The sequence below is a fragment of the Mumia sp. ZJ1417 genome (genome assembly GCF_014127285.1).
Lineage (GTDB): Bacteria > Actinomycetota > Actinomycetes > Propionibacteriales > Nocardioidaceae > Mumia.
The window spans coordinates 3,115,800-3,136,369 of sequence record NZ_CP059901.1; the positions used below are offsets into that span (position 1 = coordinate 3,115,800).

The window sequence follows — 20,570 nt, forward strand, 5'->3', positions numbered from 1 at the left end:
TACGGTCGGACCGTGGCGGACGCGCAGCGCGACACGCGGTGGAGCGCGCTGGTCGTGTGCCTGGTCGCCGGATTCATGACGTTGCTCGACGTCAGCATCGTCAATGTCGCCCTCCCCTCCATCCGCACCGGGCTCGACGCCACCGACTCGCAGATCCAGCTGATCGTCGCCGGCTACGCGCTCGCGTTCGGGATCGTGCTCGTCCCGGCGGGACGACTGGGCGACGCCATGAGCCGCCGTACGATCTTCTGCGTCGGGCTGGTTGTGTTCACCGCGTCGAGCGCCGTCGCCGGCGCCGCGTCCGACCCCGGCTGGCTGGCCGCCGCCCGGATCGTGCAGGGCCTGGGCGCCGGCCTCGTCAACCCGCAGGTGTCCGGGTTCATCCAGACGATGTTCCAGGGCGACGAACGCGGACGGGCATTCGGGCTGTTCGGCGCGATGGTCGGGATCTCGACGGCGGTCGGCCCCCTCCTCGGCGGTGTCCTGGTGTCGGTCGGCGGACCGGAGCACGGCTGGCGGTACGTCTTCTTCGTCAACGTACCGATCGGTGTCGTCGCACTGTTTCTCGCGCTGCGGTGGCTGCCGAAGGCGGAGAGCCGGCGGCGCGAGTCCCTGGACCCGGTCGGCGTGCTGCTGTTCGGCGTCGCGACGCTTCTCGTACTGCTCCCGATGGTGGAGGGCTCGCGCGGGGAGTCCCTGTCGACGCGCCCGTGGTGGCTGCTCGGTGTCTCGGCCGTTCTCATGGTCACCTTCGTCGCCTGGGAGCGCCGCTGGGCGCGGTCGGGGCGCGAGCCGCTCGTCGACCTCGCGCTGCTGCGCGTCCGGACGTACGTGCTGGGACTCAGCCTCGGCACGCTCTACTTCGCGGGGTTCACCTCGATCTTCCTGGTGCTCACCCTCTACCTCCAGAACGGGCTGGACTACAGCGCGTTCGAGGCCGGCCTGACCCAGATGCCGTTCGCCCTCGGGTCTGCGGCGGCCGCGGCGCTCGGCGGACGTCTTGTCGGCCGGTACGGGCGAGCACTCGTCGTGGTCGGCCTCGTCCTGGTCGTGGTCGGCCTGGTCGGGATCGACCTCGCCGTCCCTCACCTCCGCGACCACGTCGGGCTCACGCTGTCGCCTCTGCTGCTCCTCGCGGGCGTCGGTGGCGGTCTGGTCATCTCCCCCAACGTGACGATCACCCTCTCGGAGGTGGACGTCCGGCGCGCCGGTGTCGGCGGGGGGATGCTTCAGACCGCTCAGCGCGTCGGGAGCGCGATCGGCGTGTCGCTGGTCCTCGCCCAGTTCTTCAGCCGGCTCGCGGTCGACGGCGACTACGGGGAGTCCATGAGCCTCGCCCTGCGTACGACCGTCGCGTTCGTCGTGGGAGCCCTGCTGCTGGGCCTGGCCGACCTCGCGACCAGCAGGCGCCGCTGAGGGTGTCTAGAGCCAGTTCATCGGGTTCGTCGTGTCACCGTCGAGCATCACCATGAAGTGCAGGTGGCACCCCGTCGAATAGCCGGTGCTGCCGACGTACCCGATGATCTCGCCGCGGCTCACGCGCTGCCCCGCATAGGTGGAGTAGCGCGACAGATGGTTGTAGGTCGTGGCGACGCTGCGGCCGCGCTTCTGGCCGTGCGCGATGATCACGCGGTTGCCGTACCCGGCGTTGTAGTAGCGGTCCACGACGCGCCCTCCGGCCGCCGCTCGGACCGGGGTTCCGCAGCCGACCCCAAAGTCGGTGCCGTCGTGGAGCTTCCAGACGTGCAGCACGGGGTGGAACCGCATGCCGTACGAGGACGTGATCGGACCGTCGACGGGGTACGACAGCGCGCTGCCGCTGTCGCTGCCTCCTCCACCTCCGCCGTCCGACCCGCCGTTGCCGCCGGACCCGCCCGACCCGCCAGAGCCACCGGAGTTCTTGTTCTTGTTCGCCTCACGCCGCTTGCGATCACGCTCGCGATGGGCCTCGAGCCGCTCCTGCGCGGCGATCGCCTTCAGCTTGCTCGAGATCTTGCCGCGCTCGGACTCGAGCGCTGCGAGCTCGGAAGCGTCGGACTGGCGTGCGGAGGCCGCGGTCGCTTGCGCGGACGCGTTGGTTGCGACCAGCTCACCGACCTTTGCTGTTTGCTCGCGCGCCGCCTGCTCGAGCCGCTTCTGCTCGGCGAGGTTGTCGGCAGCCTCCTTGCGCTTGACCGCCACCTCGTTGCGGAGCTTCTCGACCTTCTTGCGGTTGAGGTCCAAGATGACGCGAGTCGCGTCGAGCTTGTCGACCTTCGCAAGGCGTGCATCGGTCACAGCCCGGTCGAGACTGATCTGCTTGCCGTACGTGGCAGGATCGACGCCGTCGACCAGCGCCGCGAACGCACGCATGCTCGGCGAGCCGCCCTGCAGCGACTCGACGGTCATCCGCTCGACCTCGCGGGCTGCCCTCTTCTGGCTGCGGCGGCCCTTCTTCGCCTCCGACTTCGCTGTCACCAGCGAGGCCTCCGCCTTGGTCAACGCGGCTTGCATGGCGATGTCGCGGGTCTGCGCGGTCGCGAGCCTGCTCTGCGTGGTCGCGAGTGCCGAGCGGGCGGCCGACAACGTGGCCTGCGCCGTCTGGAGCGCCTTCGTGGCAGCAGCGAGCCGGGCACTGGACTGGTCGAGCTCCGCCCGGGCTCCGGAGATCTCGGACTGGACCTCCTTGCGCCGGTGGTCCAGGTCGCCCTTCTCGTCGCCGGCGCTCGGGCTCGCGAGCGCGCCGGTCATGGCCACGACGACCGCAAGCGCGAGCGCCGTCCGCGTACGAGTACGCCGGGGAAGGACGGGTGAAGCCACAGGCCTACCTCTGGTCGGGAACGTTCCGTAGGCGACGCTAACCCTCAACTTGAACGAGAGGGTGCATTTCGTGCCGCCGGGCGTGCCGTCCTAGACCTTGAGGTAGCGCCGCGTCATCACCAGCGTCGGGACCAGCGCCAGCAGGAGCGCGAGGATGCTCGTGTAGCCCATCACCCCGATCGCCTCCTGCCACCTCACCCAGGTCGTCAGGCCCGCGAGCCGGTCGCGCAGGAACCCGTACACCACGAACTGCATGAACGCGGCCAGCCCGCCGCACGCGAGCGCGGCCGAGATCACGGCGGCGACCAGCGACTCGAGGATGAACGGCAGCTGGATGTGCCACGACGACGCGCCGACCAGGCGCATGATGCCGATCTCGCGGCGTCGCGCGTACGCGGTCATCCGGATCGTGTTGGAGACCTGGAGGACGGCCGCGACGATGAGCAGCAGGGACGTGCCGAGCGCGGCCCAGCGCAGCTTCGACAAGACCTCGAACAGCGGCGCGAGCAGGTCGCGCATGCTGACGACGCCCGCAACTCCGTCGAGGCCGCTGACCTGGCTCACGACTCCCTCGAACTGGTTGGGGTCGCGCAGCGTCACCATGTAGGAGGTGCCGAACGACTCCGGCCCGAGCGCCTCGAGCTGCTTGCGCCCGTCAGCGTTCTGGCCGAGGTACTCCTGCGCCTGCTCGTAGTTGCGCTCCGGGCTCCAGCGCTCGAACGAGCGGACCTCGGGGTTGTCGTCGAGGGCGGTCTCGACGGTCTTCTCCTGCTCCGGGGTCGCCCGTCCGCCGACACAGGTGTCCGCGGAGGAGTTCTGGGTGCAGAGGTTGACCTGGATCTGGAGCCGGTCGCCGTAGTACTTCTCGGTCCGGTCGGCCTGCGTCTGCAGCAGCAGGCCGAGCGACGCGAGCACGAGCGAGACGCTCATCGTGACGACGAGCGACACCGTCATCGAAAAGTTGCGCCGAAGGCCCGTCGTGAGCTCGGAGAGGATGCTTCCCAGTGCCATCGGTCCTCGTCAGTCCTCGTAGCCGTACGCGCCGCGCGACTGGTCGCGCACCAGCACGCCACCGCTGAGCTCGATCACGCGTTTGCGCATCTGGTCGACGATCCCCGCGTCGTGGGTCGCCATGATCACGGTCGTGCCTGTGCGGTTGATCCGGTCGAGCAACTTCATGATGCCGACCGACGTCACGGGATCCAGGTTGCCGGTGGGCTCGTCGGCGATGAGGATCATCGGCCGGTTCACGAACGCGCGCGCCACCGCGACGCGCTGCTGCTCACCGCCGGACAGCTCGTCCGGCATCCGCTCGCCCTTGCCCTCGAGACCGACCAGCTCGAGCGTCTCGGGGACGACACGGCGGATCTCCGTGCGCGGCTTGCCGATCACCTGCAGCGCGAACGCCACGTTCTCCGAGACGGTCTTGTTCGGCAGCAGACGAAAGTCCTGGAAGACGGTCCCGAGCTGGCGACGCAGCTTCGGCACCTTCCAGTTGGCGAGCCGGTTGATCTCCTTGCCCGCGACGTACACCCGACCCGTCGACGGGCGAGTCTCGCGCAGGACCATCCGGAGGAAGGTCGACTTGCCCGATCCGGACTGCCCGACGAGGAAGACGAACTCGCCCTTCTCGATCTCGAGACTGAGCTTGTCAAGCGCGGGTCTGGGCTGCCCCGGGTAGGTCTTGCTGACGTTCTCGAAGCGGATCACCGTGCGAGTGTACGCAGCGCTACTTGGCGGTGGCCTCAGCGCCACGCCGCCAACGGATACCTGCCTCGACGAACTCGTCGATCTCTCCGTCGAACACCGCCTGGGTGTTGCCTGTCTCCTGCTCCGTACGGAGGTCCTTGACCATCTGGTACGGGTTGAGGACGTAGGAGCGCATCTGGTCGCCCCACGACGCCTGGACGTCGCCGCGCAGCTCGTCGATCTGGGCGCGCTCCTCTGCCTTCTTGAGGGCGAGGAGCTTCGCCTTCAGGATCACCATGGCGCTCGCCTTGTTCTGGAGCTGGCTCTTCTCGTTCTGACAGCTCACGACGGTGCCGGTCGGAATGTGCGTCAGGCGGACGGCGGAGTCAGTCGTGTTGACGCTCTGGCCACCCGGGCCCGAGGAGCGATAGACGTCGATCCGGATCTCGTCCTCGGGGATGTCGATCTGGTCGGTCTGCTCGAGGACCGGGACGACCTCGACGGCCGCGAACGAGGTCTGACGGCGACCCTGGTTGTCGAACGGGCTGATGCGCACGAGCCGGTGGGTGCCCGACTCCACGGACAGCGTGCCATAGGCGTACGGCGCCTTCACCGCGAACGTCGTCGACTTGATGCCGGCCTCTTCCGCATACGAGGTGTCGTAGATCTCGACGACGTACTTGTGCTTCTCGGCCCAGCGGATGTACATGCGCTGCAGCATCTCGGCGAAGTCGGCTGCGTCGACACCGCCGGCACCGGAGCGGATGGTGATCAGCGCGTCGCGCGCGTCGTACTCGCCGGACAACAGCGTGCGGACCTCGAGGCCCTCGACGGCCTTCTGGACCCGTTCGAGCTCGGCATCGGCCTCGGCAAGGACGTCGGCGTCGTCCTCCTCGCGCGCCAGCTCCACGAGAACCGCGAGGTCGTCGAGGCGCTGGCGAAGACCGGTCGCTCGCTCCAGCTCGGACTGCAGGGCCGAGAGCTTGCCGGTGACGACCTGGGCGTTGGCCTGGTCATCCCAGAGGTCGGGCGCAGCCACCTGCTCCTGCAACTCCGCGACCTCCGCGCGGATCGCGTCGAGGTTGAGAACGGCCTCGATCGACGACATCGTCGAGTCGAGGGCCTTCAGTGCTGCGTCGTAGTCCCGTTGTGCCACACCGACGAGACTACCCGTCACCCCCTCGCGAGCCGCCCCAGGGCGCTGCGCGACAAGGCTGTTGAGGTCTCAGCGGGTCAGCGCGGCACACTCGGCGCGCTCGCAGTCCGCGAAGGCTTCGAGCTTGCGGAGGAGCGTCTGCACCGTCGGGTTATGGGGGTTGTAGACATTCGTGTGCTCGTACGCCCGCGGCCGCGACAGCCCTGTGTAGTACTCGTAGGTGTAGCCGGCAGGGTCGCCGCCCCGCGTGTCGTATCGGACGAGCATCGAGTCCGCGGACCGCACGGCCAGGTAGGACGGTGTCTCGAGGCTGATCTTCTCGTTGTCGGGGTCGTTCACGTCGCGGACCGGGCGGGTGTGCTCCACGAATGCGTAGCGCGACCACGCGGCGCGTGGGTTGCGCAGGATCGGGAGCAACGAGCGGCCGTCGCGGCGCTGGTCGGGGCGCAGGCCGGCGATCTGCTCGAAGGTCGACGAGAGGTCGATGTTCTGGACGACCTGGTAGCGCGGACCACGCACGACGCCTGGGCCGGCGATGATGAGCGGGACCCTGATGTCGGTGTCGTACGGCGTGGTCTTGCCGCGACCGAGCCGCTTGTGCCCGAGGTGGTAGCCGTTGTCGCTCGTGAAGACGAGGTAAGTGTCAGGCCCCACCGTCTTCATGACGGCACCGATCATGTCGTCGAGCGACTGCGCCATGCGGACGCGGTCGCGGTGATAGCGGCGCATGCGGTTGACGTCGGCCTTGCGGAGCTTGGCGGTCTGGCCGAACAGCGGAGCCGGGCGACCATCGGCATAGCGTGGCCGCGACGCCGCACGACTAGCGTTGAACCCGGGGGTCTTCGCGACGTCGATTTTGTCGCACCGGACCGGGCCGCAATCACCAAAGCGTCGCTTCGGGTTCTTCTTGGCCTTCTTGCCCTTGAGCGGCCGGTCGCGAAGCGCCGCCGGGAAGACGGGCTCGCCCTTGCGCACGATCTTTGATGCGCGGCTGTGGACGGAGGTGGGCGCGAGCTCGACGAAGTACGGGCGGCCGTCGCGCTCTGCTGAACGGAGGTAGCTGACCGCACGCCGGCGCAGCACGTCGGTCGAGTATTCCGTGGGACGGGTGCCGAAGGAGCGGGTCTGGACCGTACGGGCGCCTTGGATGCCCGAACCGTTCGACGCGAGGCGGTAGCCCCACATCGCGTAGAGGTTGCCGGTCAGGCCCTGGAACGTGCTCCATCCGGCCGGCGCAGCGCTCCCAGAGGTCCCCTGATAGTGGTTGATGAACTTGCCGAAGAAGCCGGTGCGGTAGCCGCCCTGCTGGCCGGACATCGCGTACGCGAAGGTCTTCTTGTTGTTGTCGGCCTTCACCCACGCGGCGTGGCCACCGATCGGGTTCGCCGGATCGGGGCCCGTGGTGTTGATGAAGACTTTGGAGTTGTGGGGGTACATGCCGGTCAGGAACGACGCACGCGACGAGCAGCACAGCGAGTCGACCACGAAGCTGCGGCGGAAGTCGGCACCTCGCTTCTGCAGCTTCTTGAGGTTCGGCATGTACTTCACGAGGGAGCTGTCGAGGTCATCGGCCATGATCATCACGACGTTCGGACGGTAGCGAGCGGCGCCTGCAGGGGCGGCGGCAGCAACGGTCCCGTGAGCAGGAGCGACCGCGGCGGGAGCGACCGCGGCGGGAGCGGCCACGGCGGGAGCGGCCACGACGGCGGCCGCGGCGCCGGAAGCGGTCGTGCCTGCAGCCGTGCTCGCTGAGACGGGAACCGGCTCCTCGGCCAGCTTCACCGCTACGGCGACGGAGGCGACAAGCGTGATCGCGACAGCAACGACGGCCGCACGGCTACCAGGGACGCGCACGCGAAAACCTCCAGGAGGGGTGACGGGAGGCACAAGTGTACGACGACCCCCACCCAAAGGAGCCGCCATCGCGGCTCCTCTGGGGAGAACTCAGGGGGTTTCGAGCGCGTTGATTCTTTCCTGGGCGTCGGTGGCGTGCTGCGGATCCGCCGCAAGCGTGCGGTGGAACCACTCGAGCGCGTCCTGTGTGCGGCCGGCCTCGACCAGCGCGTCCGCGTACGCGTAGCGCAACCGGGCGAGCCAGGTGGTCGGGCTGCCGTGGTGAAGGGGCTCCTGCTGGAGGACCGCGAGAGCCGCGTCGACCTGCCCGAGGTCGCGACGCGCGCCGGCGGCGACGATCGCGGCCTCCACGCGGAGGTCGGTGTCCTCGAGCTTGTCACGCGCGTCGGCGATCACCTTGAGCGCACGGTCGGGACGACCGAGGGCGCGCTCGGAGTCCGCGATCAACGGGATGTGGTCGAAGCTCCCCGTCATGCGCTTGGCAGCACGCAGCTCGGCGAGCGCGTCGGCCCAGCGGCCGGCCGCGTACGCAGTCTCCCCCGCAGCCTCACGGATCACTCCGATCCGGGGTGCGAGCTCGCGCGCAGTGCGGGCGTGCTTGTAGGCGAGATCAGGATCTTCGTCGATGAGGATCCCCGCAGCGACCAGGTGCGACGCGACGGCGTCGGCCTTGCCAGGAGTCAGCGACGTCAACAGACGACGGACACCCTTGTCGAGCTGGTCGGGGTGGACGCCCTCAGGGATCGGGGGGCCCTCGATACGGCGGGGAGCCTCGCGGTCGCCATCGCGGCGCGGACGATCAGGACGATCACCCTCGCGGCGAGGACCACGGGGGGCACCGTCACGAGGACCACGCTGCTGCCCATCACGGGAGCCACGCGGGCCACCGTCACGGGAACCTCCGCTGCGATCTGGTCGACCGCCGCCCGATCCCCCGGGGCGTCCCTGTCCACCCGGCCGTCCCTGGCCACGTCCGTTGCCTCCGCTGCCGCCACGGCCTCCGCCGCTCCCGCCACTCGGGCGGCCTCCACCGCTACGGCCCTGGCCTCCGCGGCCGCCTCCACCACGCTCGCTCATCAAATCAATCCTCCTGCGCTGCCTGCGCTCAGTCTTGCGTACATGCCCTCGTTCGCAAGGCTGTGCACACGTAAAAATGGGTCGTGGGTCGTTTCAACCACCCCGGTGAGGGGGTGGGAAACGACCCACGACCTGAAATATTGTCCGGCGGCGTCCTACTCTCCCACACAGTCTCCCGTGCAGTACCATCGGCGCTGAAGGGCTTAACTTCCGGGTTCGGAATGTTGCCGGGTGTTTCCCCTTCGCCATGGCCGCCGTAACCCTACAGGATTACACAACCAACAACTCTGTTCTGTTGTTGTAATGGGTTGTGATCCCAGAACCTCACAGTGGACGCATAATGTCTTTGTAAATGTGTGTAGACAAGCCCTCGGCCTATTAGTACCGGTCAGCTGCACGCATTGCTACGCTTACACTTCCGGCCTATCAACCCAGTGGTCTACTGGGGGCCTTAACCCACGAAGGGTGGGAAACCTCATCTTGAAACGTGCTTCCCGCTTAGATGCTTTCAGCGGTTATCACTCCCGAACGTAGCTAATCAGCAGTGCTCTTGGCAGAACAACTGACACACCAGAGGTTCGTCCATCCCGGTCCTCTCGTACTAGGGACAGCCTTTCTCAAGTTTCCTACGCGCGCGGCGGATAGGGACCGAACTGTCTCACGACGTTCTAAACCCAGCTCGCGTGCCGCTTTAATGGGCGAACAGCCCAACCCTTGGGACCTGCTCCAGCCCCAGGATGCGACGAGCCGACATCGAGGTGCCAAACCATCCCGTCGATATGGACTCTTGGGGAAGATCAGCCTGTTATCCCCGGGGTACCTTTTATCCGTTGAGCGACGCCGCTTCCACATGCCAGCGCCGGGTCACTAGTCCCGACTTTCGTCCCTGCTCCACCCGTCGGTGTCACAGTCAAGCTCCCTTGTGCACTTACACTCAACACCTGATTGCCAACCAGGCTGAGGGAACCTTTGGGCGCCTCCGTTACATTTTAGGAGGCAACCGCCCCAGTTAAACTACCCACCAGGCACTGTCCCTGATCCGGATCACGGACCTAAGTTAGATATCTAGTACGACCAGAGTGGTATTTCAACATTGACTCCACAACCACTGGCGTGGCCGCTTCACAGTCTCCCACCTATCCTACACAAGTCGAACCAAACACCAATACCAAGCTGTAGTGAAGGTCCCGGGTCTTTCCGTCCTGCCGCGCGTAACGAGCATCTTTACTCGTAGTGCAATTTCGCCGAGCTCGTGGTTGAGACAGCGCCCAAGTCGTTACTCCATTCGTGCAGGTCGGAACTTACCCGACAAGGAATTTCGCTACCTTAGGATGGTTATAGTTACCACCGCCGTTTACTGGGGCTTAAGTTCAGTGCTTCGCCTTACGGCTAACACGTCCCCTTAACCTTCCAGCACCGGGCAGGAGTCAGTCCGTATACATCGAATTACTTCTTCGCACGGACCTGTGTTTTTAGTAAACAGTCGCTTGGGCCTGGTCTCTGCGGCCCTCATCGCTTCCCACCGCAAGGGTGTTCACGAATCAGGCCCCCCTTCTCCCGAAGTTACGGGGGCATTTTGCCGAGTTCCTTAACCACGATTCACTCGATCGCCTTGGTATTCTCTACCTGACCACCTGTGTCGGTTTGGGGTACGGGCGGCTCTGGTACTCGCTAGAGGCTTTTCTCGACAGCATAGGATCACTCACTTCGCCAAAACGGCTCGGCATCAGATCTCAGGCACATGACAGACGGATTTACCTATCTGTCGCCCTACGTCCTTACACGCGGACAACCATCGCCGCGATGAGCTACCTTCCTGCGTCACCCCATCACTTGCCTACTACCAGTTCGGGTCACACGCTCACCAAGACACGCCACCCCGAAGGGTGATCAAGCTCAGCTCGGGTGCTTAGCATCACTGATTCAGCATGGGCGCACCAACGCCGGTACGGGAATATCAACCCGTTGTCCATCGACTACGCCTGTCGGCCTCGCCTTAGGTCCCGACTTACCCAGGGCAGATTAGCTTGACCCTGGAACCCTTGGTCATTCGGCGGAAGAGTTTCTCACTCCTCATTCGCTACTCATGCCTGCATTCTCACTCGTGTGGCATCCACGGCTGGGTCACCCCGCCGCTTCACACGCCACACGACGCTCCCCTACCCATCCACACACCTGGACCCACAAGGGGCCGAGTACACGTATGAATGCCATAGCTTCGGCGGATTGCTTGAGCCCCGCTAAATTGTCGGCGCAGAATCACTTGACCAGTGAGCTATTACGCACTCTTTCAAGGATGGCTGCTTCTAAGCCAACCTCCTGGTTGTCTGTGCGACTCCACATCCTTTTCCACTTAGCAATCGCTTAGGGGCCTTAGCTGATGGTCTGGGCTGTTTCCCTCTCGACTACGGAGCTTATCCCCCGCAGTCTCACTGCCGCTCTCTCACTTGCCGGCATTCGGAGTTTGGCTGATTTCGGTAAGCTTGTAGGCCCCCTAGATCATCCAGTGCTCTACCTCCGGCAAGAAACAAACGACGCTGCACCTAAATGCATTTCGGGGAGAACCAGCTATCACGGAGTTTGATTGGCCTTTCACCCCTATCCACAGGTCATCCCCTCAGTTTTTAACCTAAGTGGGTTCGGTCCTCCACGCGGTCTTACCCGCGCTTCAACCTGCCCATGGATAGATCACTCCGCTTCGGGTCTAGAGCACGCGACTCAACGCCCTATTCGGACTCGCTTTCGCTACGGCTACCCCCCAACGGGTTAACCTCGCCACGTACCACTAACTCGCAGGCTCATTCTTCAAAAGGCACGCCGTCACAACCCACAAGGGATCGCTCCGACGGATTGTAGGCACATGGTTTCAGGTACTATTTCACTCCCCTCCCGGGGTACTTTTCACCTTTCCCTCACGGTACTTGTCCGCTATCGGTCATCGAGGAGTATTTAGGCTTAACGGGTGGTCCCGCCAAATTCACGCGCAATTCCAGGAGTCACGCGTTACTCGGGATAACACAAAAGAAGACTCAGACTTACGCCTACAGGGGTCTCACCCTCTACGCCGGACCATTCCAGGCCCTTCGACTTCACCTGAGTTTTATCACTTCTCGCCAGCTCGGCAGAACCAGCAATGCGCTCCCACGACCCCGCACGGACAACAACTGCCGTCTCTCACATCCGCACGGTTTAGCCTCATCCGCTTTCGCTCGCCACTACTCACGGAATCACTGTTGTTTTCTCTTCCTGTGGGTACTGAGATGTTTCACTTCCCCACGTTCCCTCCGAACGCCCTATGTGTTCAGGCGCCGGTGACCAGACATAACTCTGGCCGGGTTTCCCCATTCGGACACCCCCGGATCACAGCTCGGTTGTCAGCTCCCCAGGGCTTATCGCAGACTCCTACGTCCTTCATCGGCTCTCGATGCCAAGGCATCCACCATGTGCCCTTAGTAGCTTGCAAATTACACACACTACAAAGACACTCGCGTCCACTGTGAAGTTCTCAAACCACAACCCGCAACCACCCGAACCACAACCCACAGGTCATGACCGGCCTGGCCGGAACCAAGACAACAGCACCCCCGACCCCCCAACCGGGAGACCGAAGGCGCCTGATGCCTCAGGACCCAACAGCGTGCCCAACCACCAGACCAGACCCACACAACCCTCCACACCGAACCCCCCGAAAGAGGCACAGCAGTACTAGCTGCACAAGCCCAACCCAACGATTGAATAATCGACGTTCCACTATCTGAGCACCCGGCCACCACGACATTCGCGTGATCAAGCCAGGAACACACCACCACCACAAACCAGTTGCGACAGTGATGAGCAATGCTCCTTAGAAAGGAGGTGATCCAGCCGCACCTTCCGGTACGGCTACCTTGTTACGACTTCGTCCCAATCGCCAGCCCCACCTTCGACAGCTCCCTCCCACAAGGGGTTAGGCCACCGGCTTCGGGTGTTGCCGACTTTCATGACGTGACGGGCGGTGTGTACAAGGCCCGGGAACGTATTCACCGCAGCGTTGCTGATCTGCGATTACTAGCGACTCCGACTTCATGGGGTCGAGTTGCAGACCCCAATCCGAACTGAGACCGGCTTTTTGGGATTCGCTCCACTTTGCAGTTTCGCAGCCCTTTGTACCGGCCATTGTAGCATGCTTGAAGCCCTGGACATAAGGGGCATGATGACTTGACGTCATCCCCACCTTCCTCCGAGTTGACCCCGGCAGTCTCCTATGAGTCCCCACCATTACGTGCTGGCAACATAGGACAAGGGTTGCGCTCGTTGCGGGACTTAACCCAACATCTCACGACACGAGCTGACGACAGCCATGCACCACCTGTACACCAGTGTCCAAAGAGACCCACATCTCTGCAGGCTTCTGGTGTATGTCAAACCCAGGTAAGGTTCTTCGCGTTGCATCGAATTAATCAGCATGCTCCGCCGCTTGTGCGGGCCCCCGTCAATTCCTTTGAGTTTTAGCCTTGCGGCCGTACTCCCCAGGCGGGGCGCTTAATGCGTTAGCTGCGGCACGGAACCCGTGGAATGGATCCCACACCTAGCGCCCAACGTTTACGGCATGGACTACCAGGGTATCTAATCCTGTTCGCTCCCCATGCTTTCGCTCCTCAGCGTCAGAACAGGCCCAGAGAACCGCCTTCGCCACCGGTGTTCCTCCTGATATCTGCGCATTCCACCGCTACACCAGGAATTCCGTTCTCCCCTGCCTGCCTCTAGTCTGCCCGTATCGGAAGCACGAATGGGGTTAAGCCCCAAGTTTTCACTCCCGACGTGACAAACCGCCTACGAGCCCTTTACGCCCAATAATTCCGGACAACGCTCGGACCCTACGTATTACCGCGGCTGCTGGCACGTAGTTGGCCGGTCCTTCTTCTGTAGGTACCGTCACTCTCGCTTCGTCCCTACTGAAAGAGGTTTACAACCCGAAGGCCGTCATCCCTCACGCGGCGTTGCTGGATCAGGCTTTCGCCCATTGTCCAATATTCCCCACTGCTGCCTCCCGTAGGAGTCTGGGCCGTGTCTCAGTCCCAGTGTGGCCGGTCACCCTCTCAGGCCGGCTACCCGTCGTCGCCTTGGTAGGCCATCACCCCACCAACAAGCTGATAGGCCGCGAGCTCATCCTCCACCGAAAAACTTTCCACCACCCACCATGCGGAAGGAGGTCATATCCGGTATTAGCCACCGTTTCCAGCGGTTATCCCAGAGTGAAGGGCAGATTACTCACGTGTTACTCACCCGTTCGCCGCTCGTGTACCCCGAAGGGCCTTACCGCTCGACTTGCATGTGTTAAGCACGCCGCCAGCGTTCGTCCTGAGCCAGGATCAAACTCTCCGTCGAAAACCCAACCAAAGGCTAGGCAACAACTTCCGTTATGACCCGGACTAACTATTTGCTGACAAATAATTGTCACGGAATCAACCCCAAACACTCACCCCTCCAAAGAGAAGCAAAAGTCCGAGGCCTTACTACTGATTATCTCGTCGACTTTTGGCACACTGTTGAGTTCTCAAACATCAGACACACAAAACCCTCAACCCCCACGGGCATCAGATCAAGGCGCGACCCCCAAACCTACCAGGCGCTCCTCGGACTCCCAAACCGGGCTCCTTCGGGGCACCTCGTAGCGACCATCTCCCGCTCCACGCGTGTGGAACCGGCTAGGCTCTTGCTTTGAGGTGGTTATCGCTGGGGCCGCGTGCCCGGCCTCTCGGCCTTGCCCGCCGCCGTCCCCGGCAACAAGAAGAACATTACAGGGTCGGTTTTGGGCGGTCAAACCGGGGGTACCCCTTAACGCGCAAAGGGCCTCTGACCTGCGGCGATGCGGAGCACCCACGTGCAGGGGCCGATTCAGTCGATCCGGAGCTCCACGGTCGCATCGGCAGAGATCGCTGCGTCGCGCGTCCATCCCGGGGGCACCAACGGCAGCCGAACCCGCCCGTCGAGCCGAACGACCACCGCGTCACCCCTCCCCCGCACCTCCCAACGGAGAGCTGCGACGTGTCCGTCGGCGTCGACCGCGCGGAGGTAGTCGGCCACCGCTGTCCTCGCCGCCGTCGGATCGAGCGGCGCACGCTCTCCTGTCGCCCCGTACAGGCTCGAGCGCTCGACTCCCTCCGCAGCGGCCAGCGCGGCACCGTCGGCGAGGTCCGCGAGACCCCGTTGTCCGAGGTAGGCGGCTGACGCGTTGACCACGACGGCGACGACGAGGAGCAGGACGAGGAAGAAGCCGATGATCATCACCGAGATCTGACCGCGGTCGTCCCGCTCGCCCTCTGTCACGACCGGTCCTCGCGGAACCGCCCATACGGCTCTGTGTGCGTGCTGCTCACGCGGACCGCCGGCCGGGCTCCGCCGAGGAAGTCCGGGACGAACGGCAGGTCGGCCCATACGTCGACGGTCACGGTCACCGACGATCCCGGACTGAGGCAGGGTCCGCCCGTGCAGTCCACGCTCACGGCGCGGGCACCCACCTCGATGCCGTGGTCCTCGAGCACGAGCGCGGCCGCCGCACTCCCCCGCTGCTGAGCGGAGGCGACGTCCGGGCTCTGGACGTACGCGCGACCGGCGGCCCGCCCTGCGGCGCTGGCGCCGTACGCGGCCCGCTGCACCTCGAAGACCGAGAGCATCACGTACGCCAGCGGGATCAGGAGCAAGATCCCCAGCCACGTCATCTCGACGATCGCGCTGCCCCTCTCGTTGCGCGTCATCCGGTCTCCTCGACGGCGCGTCCCGTCCCCGTCACCGTGACGGCGGGGCCGACGATCCCGAGTGCCGGGACCTCGGCACGGGCTCGCACGACGACGACCGGCTGCCCGCTGGCCGATGCCCGCGTGGTGGTGACCTCGCGGGCGTACCTGCTCGACAGAACTCGGGTGATCTGCTCGCGCGTGCGGCGCGCGCCGTCGTCCGGTGTCGCCCCGGACCGCGAGGCGACACGCGCGCCGTCGGCAGCCGCCGCGGTGAGGGTGTTGCGGACGTGCAGCACGAACCCGACCTGCATGACGCCGAGCACCAGCGGCACGAGCACGACCATGACCAGGCAGAACTCCGCGACCGCGGATCCCTCGTCGAGCCGCGGCTGCGCGCGTCGGCTCATCCTCCGACGGAGCTCAGCGCCGACTCGAGCATCGACTGCAGCTGCGGCCCTGCGACGGCCGTCAACCCCGCGACGAGGCCGGCTGACATGACGACGATCAGGACCCAACCGGGCACGTCGCCGCGCTCGTCCCGGTCGTCGTGGACCCGCTGGAGGCGGGATGCGGGTCTGGGGGACACACGGTGTGGGTGGGGGCGTACGAGCATGACTCTCCTCGGGTGTCAGGGCGTGCTGAGCGACAGGCTCACCAGACCGGGGTAGAACGCGAACAGGACGGTCACCGGCAGAACCAGGAAGACGACCGGCACGAGCATCAGGACCTCGCGGCGGGCACCGGACTCGACGAGCTCGCGGCGGCTCGCCTCGCGGACGTCTGCGGCTTGGGCGTGCAGCACCTCGGTCAGAGGCGTACCGCGCTCGACGGCCACCGACAGGGTCTCGGCAAACCGCGCCACCGCCGTGACACCCGAGCGCGCGGCAAGAGCGTCGAGCGCCTCGGAGAGCGGGCGGCCGATCCGGACGTCGGCGACCACCGTCCGCAGCTCGGCCGCCATCGCCCCGTTGCTCACCCGACCGACGCGCTCGAGGGCGGAGACCGGCCCCTCGCCGGCGGCGACCGCGAGCGCGAGGAGGTCGGCGAGCGTCGGGAACTCGCGCACGAGCTGGTCCTCTCGGCGCGCGACCGCCTGGGTGAGGGCGATGTCACGAGCGAGCACGCCACCGACGGCGGCAACGCAGCACAGCACGAGGCCGGCGAGCGGCCGTACGGTCGAGACGGCGCTCCAGCACAGCAGGAGAGCGGCCACTGCACCGAACGCCGAGCCACCCCACACCACCTGGCTCACCCGGAACTCCTCGAGCGTCATCGGCGACCCGCTGCGTGTCAGCCGACGGCGCACGGACGCGCTCCCGCCGAGGGTGCGCTCCACCAGCTCGGCCGCGCGGCGGACAGTCGGGCCGAACACTGCCCACCCCGTCTGCAGCGGGGCGGGCGTGCGGTCGGACGCCGAAGGCGGGACGACGTCACGGACGTAGGGAGCGACCCGGCTGACGAGGGTGGGACGGCGTCGCAGGCGCGCGACACGGACGAGCTCCAGCAGCCCGACGGCGACTCCCGCCGCCAGAAGCCCTCCCGCCACGACCGGGGTCACCGCAGGACCCTCGGCTCGCGGGGAAGGCGGCCGATCCGAAGCATCAGCCGGTACGCGACGACGCACACCGCGAGCCCGCAGAGCAGGAGCACGAGGCCGGTGCCGCTGCCGAACTGCGCAATCGCGTCGCGACGCATCGCCATCAGGGCGAGCACGATCCACGGCGCGGAGACGGCCAGCCGAGCACCGTTGATCGTCCAGGCCTGGCGGGAGACGAGCTCGCCACGGGTCCGAAGGTCGTCGCGCAGGAACGCCGAGAGCGTACGGAGCATGCGGCCGAGATCGCCGCCGCCGACGTCGCGCGCCACCCTCAGCGCCTCGACGACGCGGTCGCCGACGGGATCGGCGAGTCGCGCCTTGAGGGTGTCGAGCGACTCGGAGAACCGTCCGCTCGCCTGATAGTCGCGAGCGAAGGCGGCGAACGGCCCCCGTAACGGCTCAGGGCCGCGCTCGCCGAGACCAGCGACGGCCTCGGGAAGCGACAACCCCGCGCGTACGGCCGAGGCCAGGTGGTCGACCGCCTCGGGCCAGGCCGCCGCACGCTCAGCGACGACCCTGCCGGCGCGTGCCCGGATGACACCCACCGGCACGTACGCGGCGGCGAGCCCGCCGACGAGCGCGACCGTCGGCGTCCCCGTGACGAGGAGCGCCACGACGAGCCCGAGCACCCCGCAGGCACCGCAGACCCCGACGAGTCCGGAAGCGGTCACCCCCTCGGCGCCGGCGCGCGCGAGAAGGTCGGCGAGGCGACCCCTGCCGTGACCTGTACGGGTGGTCGCGACGTGGCTCGCCGACGACGCGGTGAGGCCTGACCAGGCGAGGAGGAGACCGATGCCGATCCCCAGACCGAGGACGTAGCCCATCAGCCCTCCCGCCGCAGGAGCGCGCCGATGTCGATGCCGGACTGCTCGAACCGCTCCGTACGGGCAGGGGTGCCGGCGCCGCGTACGAGGACCCCGTCCCGGAACGAGAACAGCGTCTCGGTCTCCATCACGTCCTGCTCGACCCGCCCGTTGACGGCGGCGATCTCACGCACCGTACGACGGCCCTGGGAGTCGAGGCCGAGGTGGACCACGTGGTCGACGCACGTCGCGACGGTCGGGACGACGAACCGGGCGGAGATGTTCTCGCCGGCCAGCAGCGGCAGGGTGCAGAGCTTGACGAGGGCCTGGCGCGCTGACGACGCGTGCAGCGTCACCATGCCCGGCAAGCCGGCGTTGAGCGCGAGGAGCAGGTCGAAGCACTCCTCGGCGCGGACCTCGCCGATGATCAGGCGCGAGGGCCGCATCCGCAGCGCCTCCTTGACGAGCGTGCGCAGGCGGATCTCCCCGGTGCCCTCGAGGCCGGCCTGGCGGGTCTGCAGCGCCACCCAGTCTGGGTGGGCGAAGCGCAGCTCGAAGACCTCCTCTGCCGAGACGATCCGCTCGGCACCCGGCACCTCGGTGGCGAGCGCGTTGAGGAGGGTCGTCTTGCCGCACTGCGTGCCGCCGGACACGACGATGTTGTGCCCGGAGACGACACTGGCCCGCAGGAAGTCGGCCGCATGCTCGGTGAGCGTGCCTGCGGCGACCAGGTCGGCGAGCCCTCGGAAGCGCTGGACGAACTTGCGGATGTTGACAGCGACGAAGCCGCGCGAGATGCCCTCCAGCACGACGTGGAGGCGATGCCCTCCTGGGAGGGTCGCATCGACGAACGGCTGGCTCACATCGAGCCGCCGGCCGCTGGTCGCGAGCATCCTCTCGACGAGCTCACGCACCTCGACCGCATCGAGGATCACCGGCGTCAGCTCCGTGCGACCGGCCCGCGCGACGAAGACTCGTGACGGATCATTGATCCAGATCTCCTCGATATCGGGGTCGTCGAGGTAGGGCTGGAGTGGCCCGAGGCCCGAGACCGCGGCCACCAGCTCGCCGACTGTCGCCTCGGGATCGGGCAACGCCGCGACGACTCCCGTCAGGCTCCGCTGGTCGTGCGCGGCCGCCACCTGCTCGGCGATCCGCCGCACCGCAGACGCATCTCGGAGCGGATCCACCCCCTGCGCGCGCACGTGCTCACGGACCTGGTCAGCAAGGCTGCTCGTCGTCACGGAACTCCCCCAAGGGCGGCGATCGTGACCGGAATCCTGCCGCAAACAAGGGTCACCACAACACCCCTGTGACCGAACCTGTGGAAACCCAGGCTCAGACCGACGCGGTCGTGCCGTACAGCAGACGCCTGACACCTGCCCGCGACGCCAGGAGAGCGAGGACGAGCAGGGTCACGGGGACGAAGCCGCCCAGGCTCACCGAGCCGCCGAACGCGACATCGATCAGCCAGAGCACGACGAGCTTGCTCCCCACCGCCACCACCCAGAGCAGGACGGCAGAGGTCGTCTTCGTCAGCAGGGTGGTGGCGCCACGCAGCCGGGTCAGGACGACCCCCTTGACGAGGAGCACCAGCTCCAGCGTCACCTTGAGCAGGACGGCCGTCAGCAGCGAGAGGGTGAAGGTCTCGCTGATCACCGCCGGGAGGTACTGGATGGCGAGGTTGAGGACGACCACGTAGACGAACACGTCGATCACGTCGGCCGGGTGCGCGGCGACCCAGGCGCGCAACGACCCGCGCTGGGAGCCGGCCTCGCCCACGACGTACGGCATCAGAGTGTCCGGCCCTCAGTGCGCGGCGACCACGGCACCGACGGCTCAGCGACGCCCCGCGCGCGGTAGGCCCGGGGCGACAGCCCGTGGGTGCGGTGGAAGACGCGGCTGAAGTGGGTCGGGTCGGGCAGGCCGACTGCGGCGGCGATGTGGGCGATCGACTCCCCCACGTGCTCCGGGTCGAGCAAGAGGTCGCGGGCACGGGCGATGCGGCGTTCGCGTACGTACGTCGCGACGGGCCCGAGCTCGGCCGCGAACGCCTCGTACAGGCGTCGGCGTGACACCCCGGTCAGCGCGGCGAGGGCGGCCGCGTCCAGCGTCGGGTCAGCGAGCCGCGCCTCCACGTGGCGCTGGGCGGCGGCCACGATGCGGTCGTGGTCGGTCCGCGCGGGCAGGCGGAACGCGGGCGTGTCACGGACAACCCGGGCCGCGATGTCGGCGAGCACACCGGTCGCGAGGAACCCGTCGCCGCGCGCGCTCGTCAGCATCGCCTCGCGCAGCTGCGGGAGGGCGTCGCTCTGCAGCGGCTGCGCGGCCTTCATCGCGATCTGGTCGCGCGACAGCCCGAGCGCGCTGCGTGGGATCAGCAGCAGGAGGATGCCGAACGGCAGCGCGCTGCCCGCGTCGTACGGGTCGGCCGTGTCGTACACGACGACGTCGCCGCGGCTCAGCGCATGCGTACGGTCGTGCTGGCGCAGCGCCATGTGGCCGCCGAGCCCGAGGCAGAGCTTGATGTAGTCGCTCCCGCCGACCGTGTCCTGTTCGCTGCGGGACGCCACGTGGGCCGTCCCCTGAAGCGTGCACGCGCGGATGCCGTCGTGCTGGCGCATCGTGACGTGACCGTGGACGACCTTCTGAGGGCCGGTGATGGTGAGCGGGACGAGCATCCGCGAGCACGCCTCGGTCCACATGTCGGTCGTGCTCGCGAGCGACGACCGTCGCGTGTCGAGCTCGGCGAACGCCGTCGCCGGATCAGCCTCCACGTCCGTCACCTCGAACGCCTCAGAAGTCGGAGGACGGGGGTCGTCCGCCGCACTGACCGGCATCATAGGCCAGCTCGGGGGTGATTCTCGCCACTTTCG

Annotated in this window: 17 protein-coding genes and 3 rRNA genes; 1 reads left to right on the top strand and 19 read right to left on the bottom strand. The window is 66.5% G+C overall.

Going from position 1 to position 20,570, the window contains the following annotated elements; genetic code table 11:
• Positions 1-12 precede the first annotated feature (12 nt).
• Entirely contained in the window at positions 13-1,416 is a 1,404-nt protein-coding gene (locus tag H4N58_RS15200) for an MFS transporter (protein ID WP_208322872.1), read from the top strand.
• 6 nt (positions 1,417-1,422) lie between these two features.
• On the opposite strand, the gene H4N58_RS15205 is transcribed toward H4N58_RS15200, so the two are convergent.
• The 19 genes from H4N58_RS15205 to H4N58_RS15290 all read right to left on the bottom strand — a co-directional run bounded on the left by H4N58_RS15205 (position 1,423) and on the right by H4N58_RS15290 (position 20,480).
• On the bottom strand, positions 1,423-2,799 hold the full coding sequence (locus tag H4N58_RS15205) for a M23 family metallopeptidase (protein ID WP_167249932.1): 1,377 nt from the start codon (positions 2,797-2,799) through the stop codon (positions 1,423-1,425).
• A 90-nt stretch (positions 2,800-2,889) separates the two neighbouring features.
• A complete protein-coding gene (gene ftsX / locus H4N58_RS15210) occupies positions 2,890-3,810 on the bottom strand; it encodes a permease-like cell division protein FtsX (RefSeq protein ID WP_167004718.1) in 921 nt (306 codons plus the stop codon).
• Between the two features lie 9 nt (positions 3,811-3,819).
• A complete protein-coding gene (gene ftsE, locus H4N58_RS15215) occupies positions 3,820-4,509 on the bottom strand; it encodes a cell division ATP-binding protein FtsE (protein WP_167249930.1) in 690 nt (229 codons plus the stop codon).
• Positions 4,510-4,528: 19 nt separating this feature from the next.
• Entirely contained in the window at positions 4,529-5,644 is a 1,116-nt protein-coding gene (gene prfB, locus H4N58_RS15220; RefSeq protein WP_167004724.1) for a peptide chain release factor 2, read from the bottom strand.
• A 69-nt stretch (positions 5,645-5,713) separates the two neighbouring features.
• A complete protein-coding gene (locus H4N58_RS15225; RefSeq protein WP_167249929.1) occupies positions 5,714-7,498 on the bottom strand; it encodes a sulfatase in 1,785 nt (594 codons plus the stop codon).
• A gap of 90 nt (positions 7,499-7,588) precedes the next feature.
• Positions 7,589-8,191, bottom strand: a complete 603-nt coding sequence (locus H4N58_RS15230; protein WP_243843001.1) for a tetratricopeptide repeat protein — start codon at positions 8,189-8,191, stop codon at positions 7,589-7,591.
• Positions 8,188-8,565, bottom strand: coding sequence for a hypothetical protein (locus tag H4N58_RS20450; RefSeq protein WP_208322424.1), 378 nt, complete (start codon positions 8,563-8,565; stop codon positions 8,188-8,190). Before H4N58_RS20450 ends, H4N58_RS15230 begins: the two co-directional genes overlap by 4 nt.
• A gap of 152 nt (positions 8,566-8,717) precedes the next feature.
• Positions 8,718-8,834, bottom strand: a 5S ribosomal RNA gene (gene rrf, locus H4N58_RS15235).
• A gap of 99 nt (positions 8,835-8,933) precedes the next feature.
• Positions 8,934-12,038: ribosomal RNA gene (locus H4N58_RS15240) — 23S ribosomal RNA — on the bottom strand.
• Between the two features lie 385 nt (positions 12,039-12,423).
• A 16S ribosomal RNA gene (locus tag H4N58_RS15245) occupies positions 12,424-13,942 on the bottom strand.
• The 16S, 23S and 5S rRNA genes sit together here, the layout of an rRNA operon.
• Before the next feature lie 510 nt (positions 13,943-14,452).
• Positions 14,453-14,884 carry a pilus assembly protein TadG-related protein gene (locus H4N58_RS15250; protein ID WP_167251729.1) on the bottom strand — a complete coding sequence of 144 codons (432 nt, stop codon included), beginning with the start codon at positions 14,882-14,884 and terminating at the stop codon, positions 14,453-14,455.
• Positions 14,881-15,312 (bottom strand): hypothetical protein, encoded by a 432-nt coding sequence (locus H4N58_RS15255; protein ID WP_167251728.1) that lies wholly within the window; start codon positions 15,310-15,312, stop codon positions 14,881-14,883. The genes H4N58_RS15250 and H4N58_RS15255 overlap by 4 nt, the downstream gene beginning before the upstream one ends.
• Positions 15,309-15,701: a TadE/TadG family type IV pilus assembly protein gene (locus tag H4N58_RS15260; RefSeq protein WP_167251727.1), complete on the bottom strand. Its 393-nt coding sequence runs from the start codon at positions 15,699-15,701 to the stop codon at positions 15,309-15,311. Before H4N58_RS15260 ends, H4N58_RS15255 begins: the two co-directional genes overlap by 4 nt.
• Positions 15,698-15,880, bottom strand: a complete 183-nt coding sequence (locus H4N58_RS15265) for a hypothetical protein (RefSeq protein WP_220471276.1) — start codon at positions 15,878-15,880, stop codon at positions 15,698-15,700. Before H4N58_RS15265 ends, H4N58_RS15260 begins: the two co-directional genes overlap by 4 nt.
• A 42-nt stretch (positions 15,881-15,922) precedes the next feature.
• On the bottom strand, positions 15,923-16,852 hold the full coding sequence (locus tag H4N58_RS15270) for a type II secretion system F family protein (protein ID WP_167005058.1): 930 nt from the start codon (positions 16,850-16,852) through the stop codon (positions 15,923-15,925).
• Positions 16,849-17,715 (bottom strand): type II secretion system F family protein, encoded by an 867-nt coding sequence (locus H4N58_RS15275; RefSeq protein WP_167005061.1) that lies wholly within the window; start codon positions 17,713-17,715, stop codon positions 16,849-16,851. The genes H4N58_RS15270 and H4N58_RS15275 overlap by 4 nt, the downstream gene beginning before the upstream one ends.
• Positions 17,715-18,938, bottom strand: a complete 1,224-nt coding sequence (locus H4N58_RS15280; protein ID WP_167005064.1) for a CpaF family protein — start codon at positions 18,936-18,938, stop codon at positions 17,715-17,717. The genes H4N58_RS15275 and H4N58_RS15280 overlap by 1 nt, the downstream gene beginning before the upstream one ends.
• A 94-nt stretch (positions 18,939-19,032) precedes the next feature.
• Complete coding sequence (locus H4N58_RS15285; RefSeq protein WP_167005067.1) at positions 19,033-19,488, bottom strand: hypothetical protein; 456 nt, start codon at positions 19,486-19,488, stop codon at positions 19,033-19,035.
• Positions 19,488-20,480, bottom strand: coding sequence for a helix-turn-helix domain-containing protein (locus H4N58_RS15290; RefSeq protein ID WP_167005070.1), 993 nt, complete (start codon positions 20,478-20,480; stop codon positions 19,488-19,490). The genes H4N58_RS15285 and H4N58_RS15290 overlap by 1 nt, the downstream gene beginning before the upstream one ends.
• Positions 20,481-20,570 lie beyond the last annotated feature (90 nt).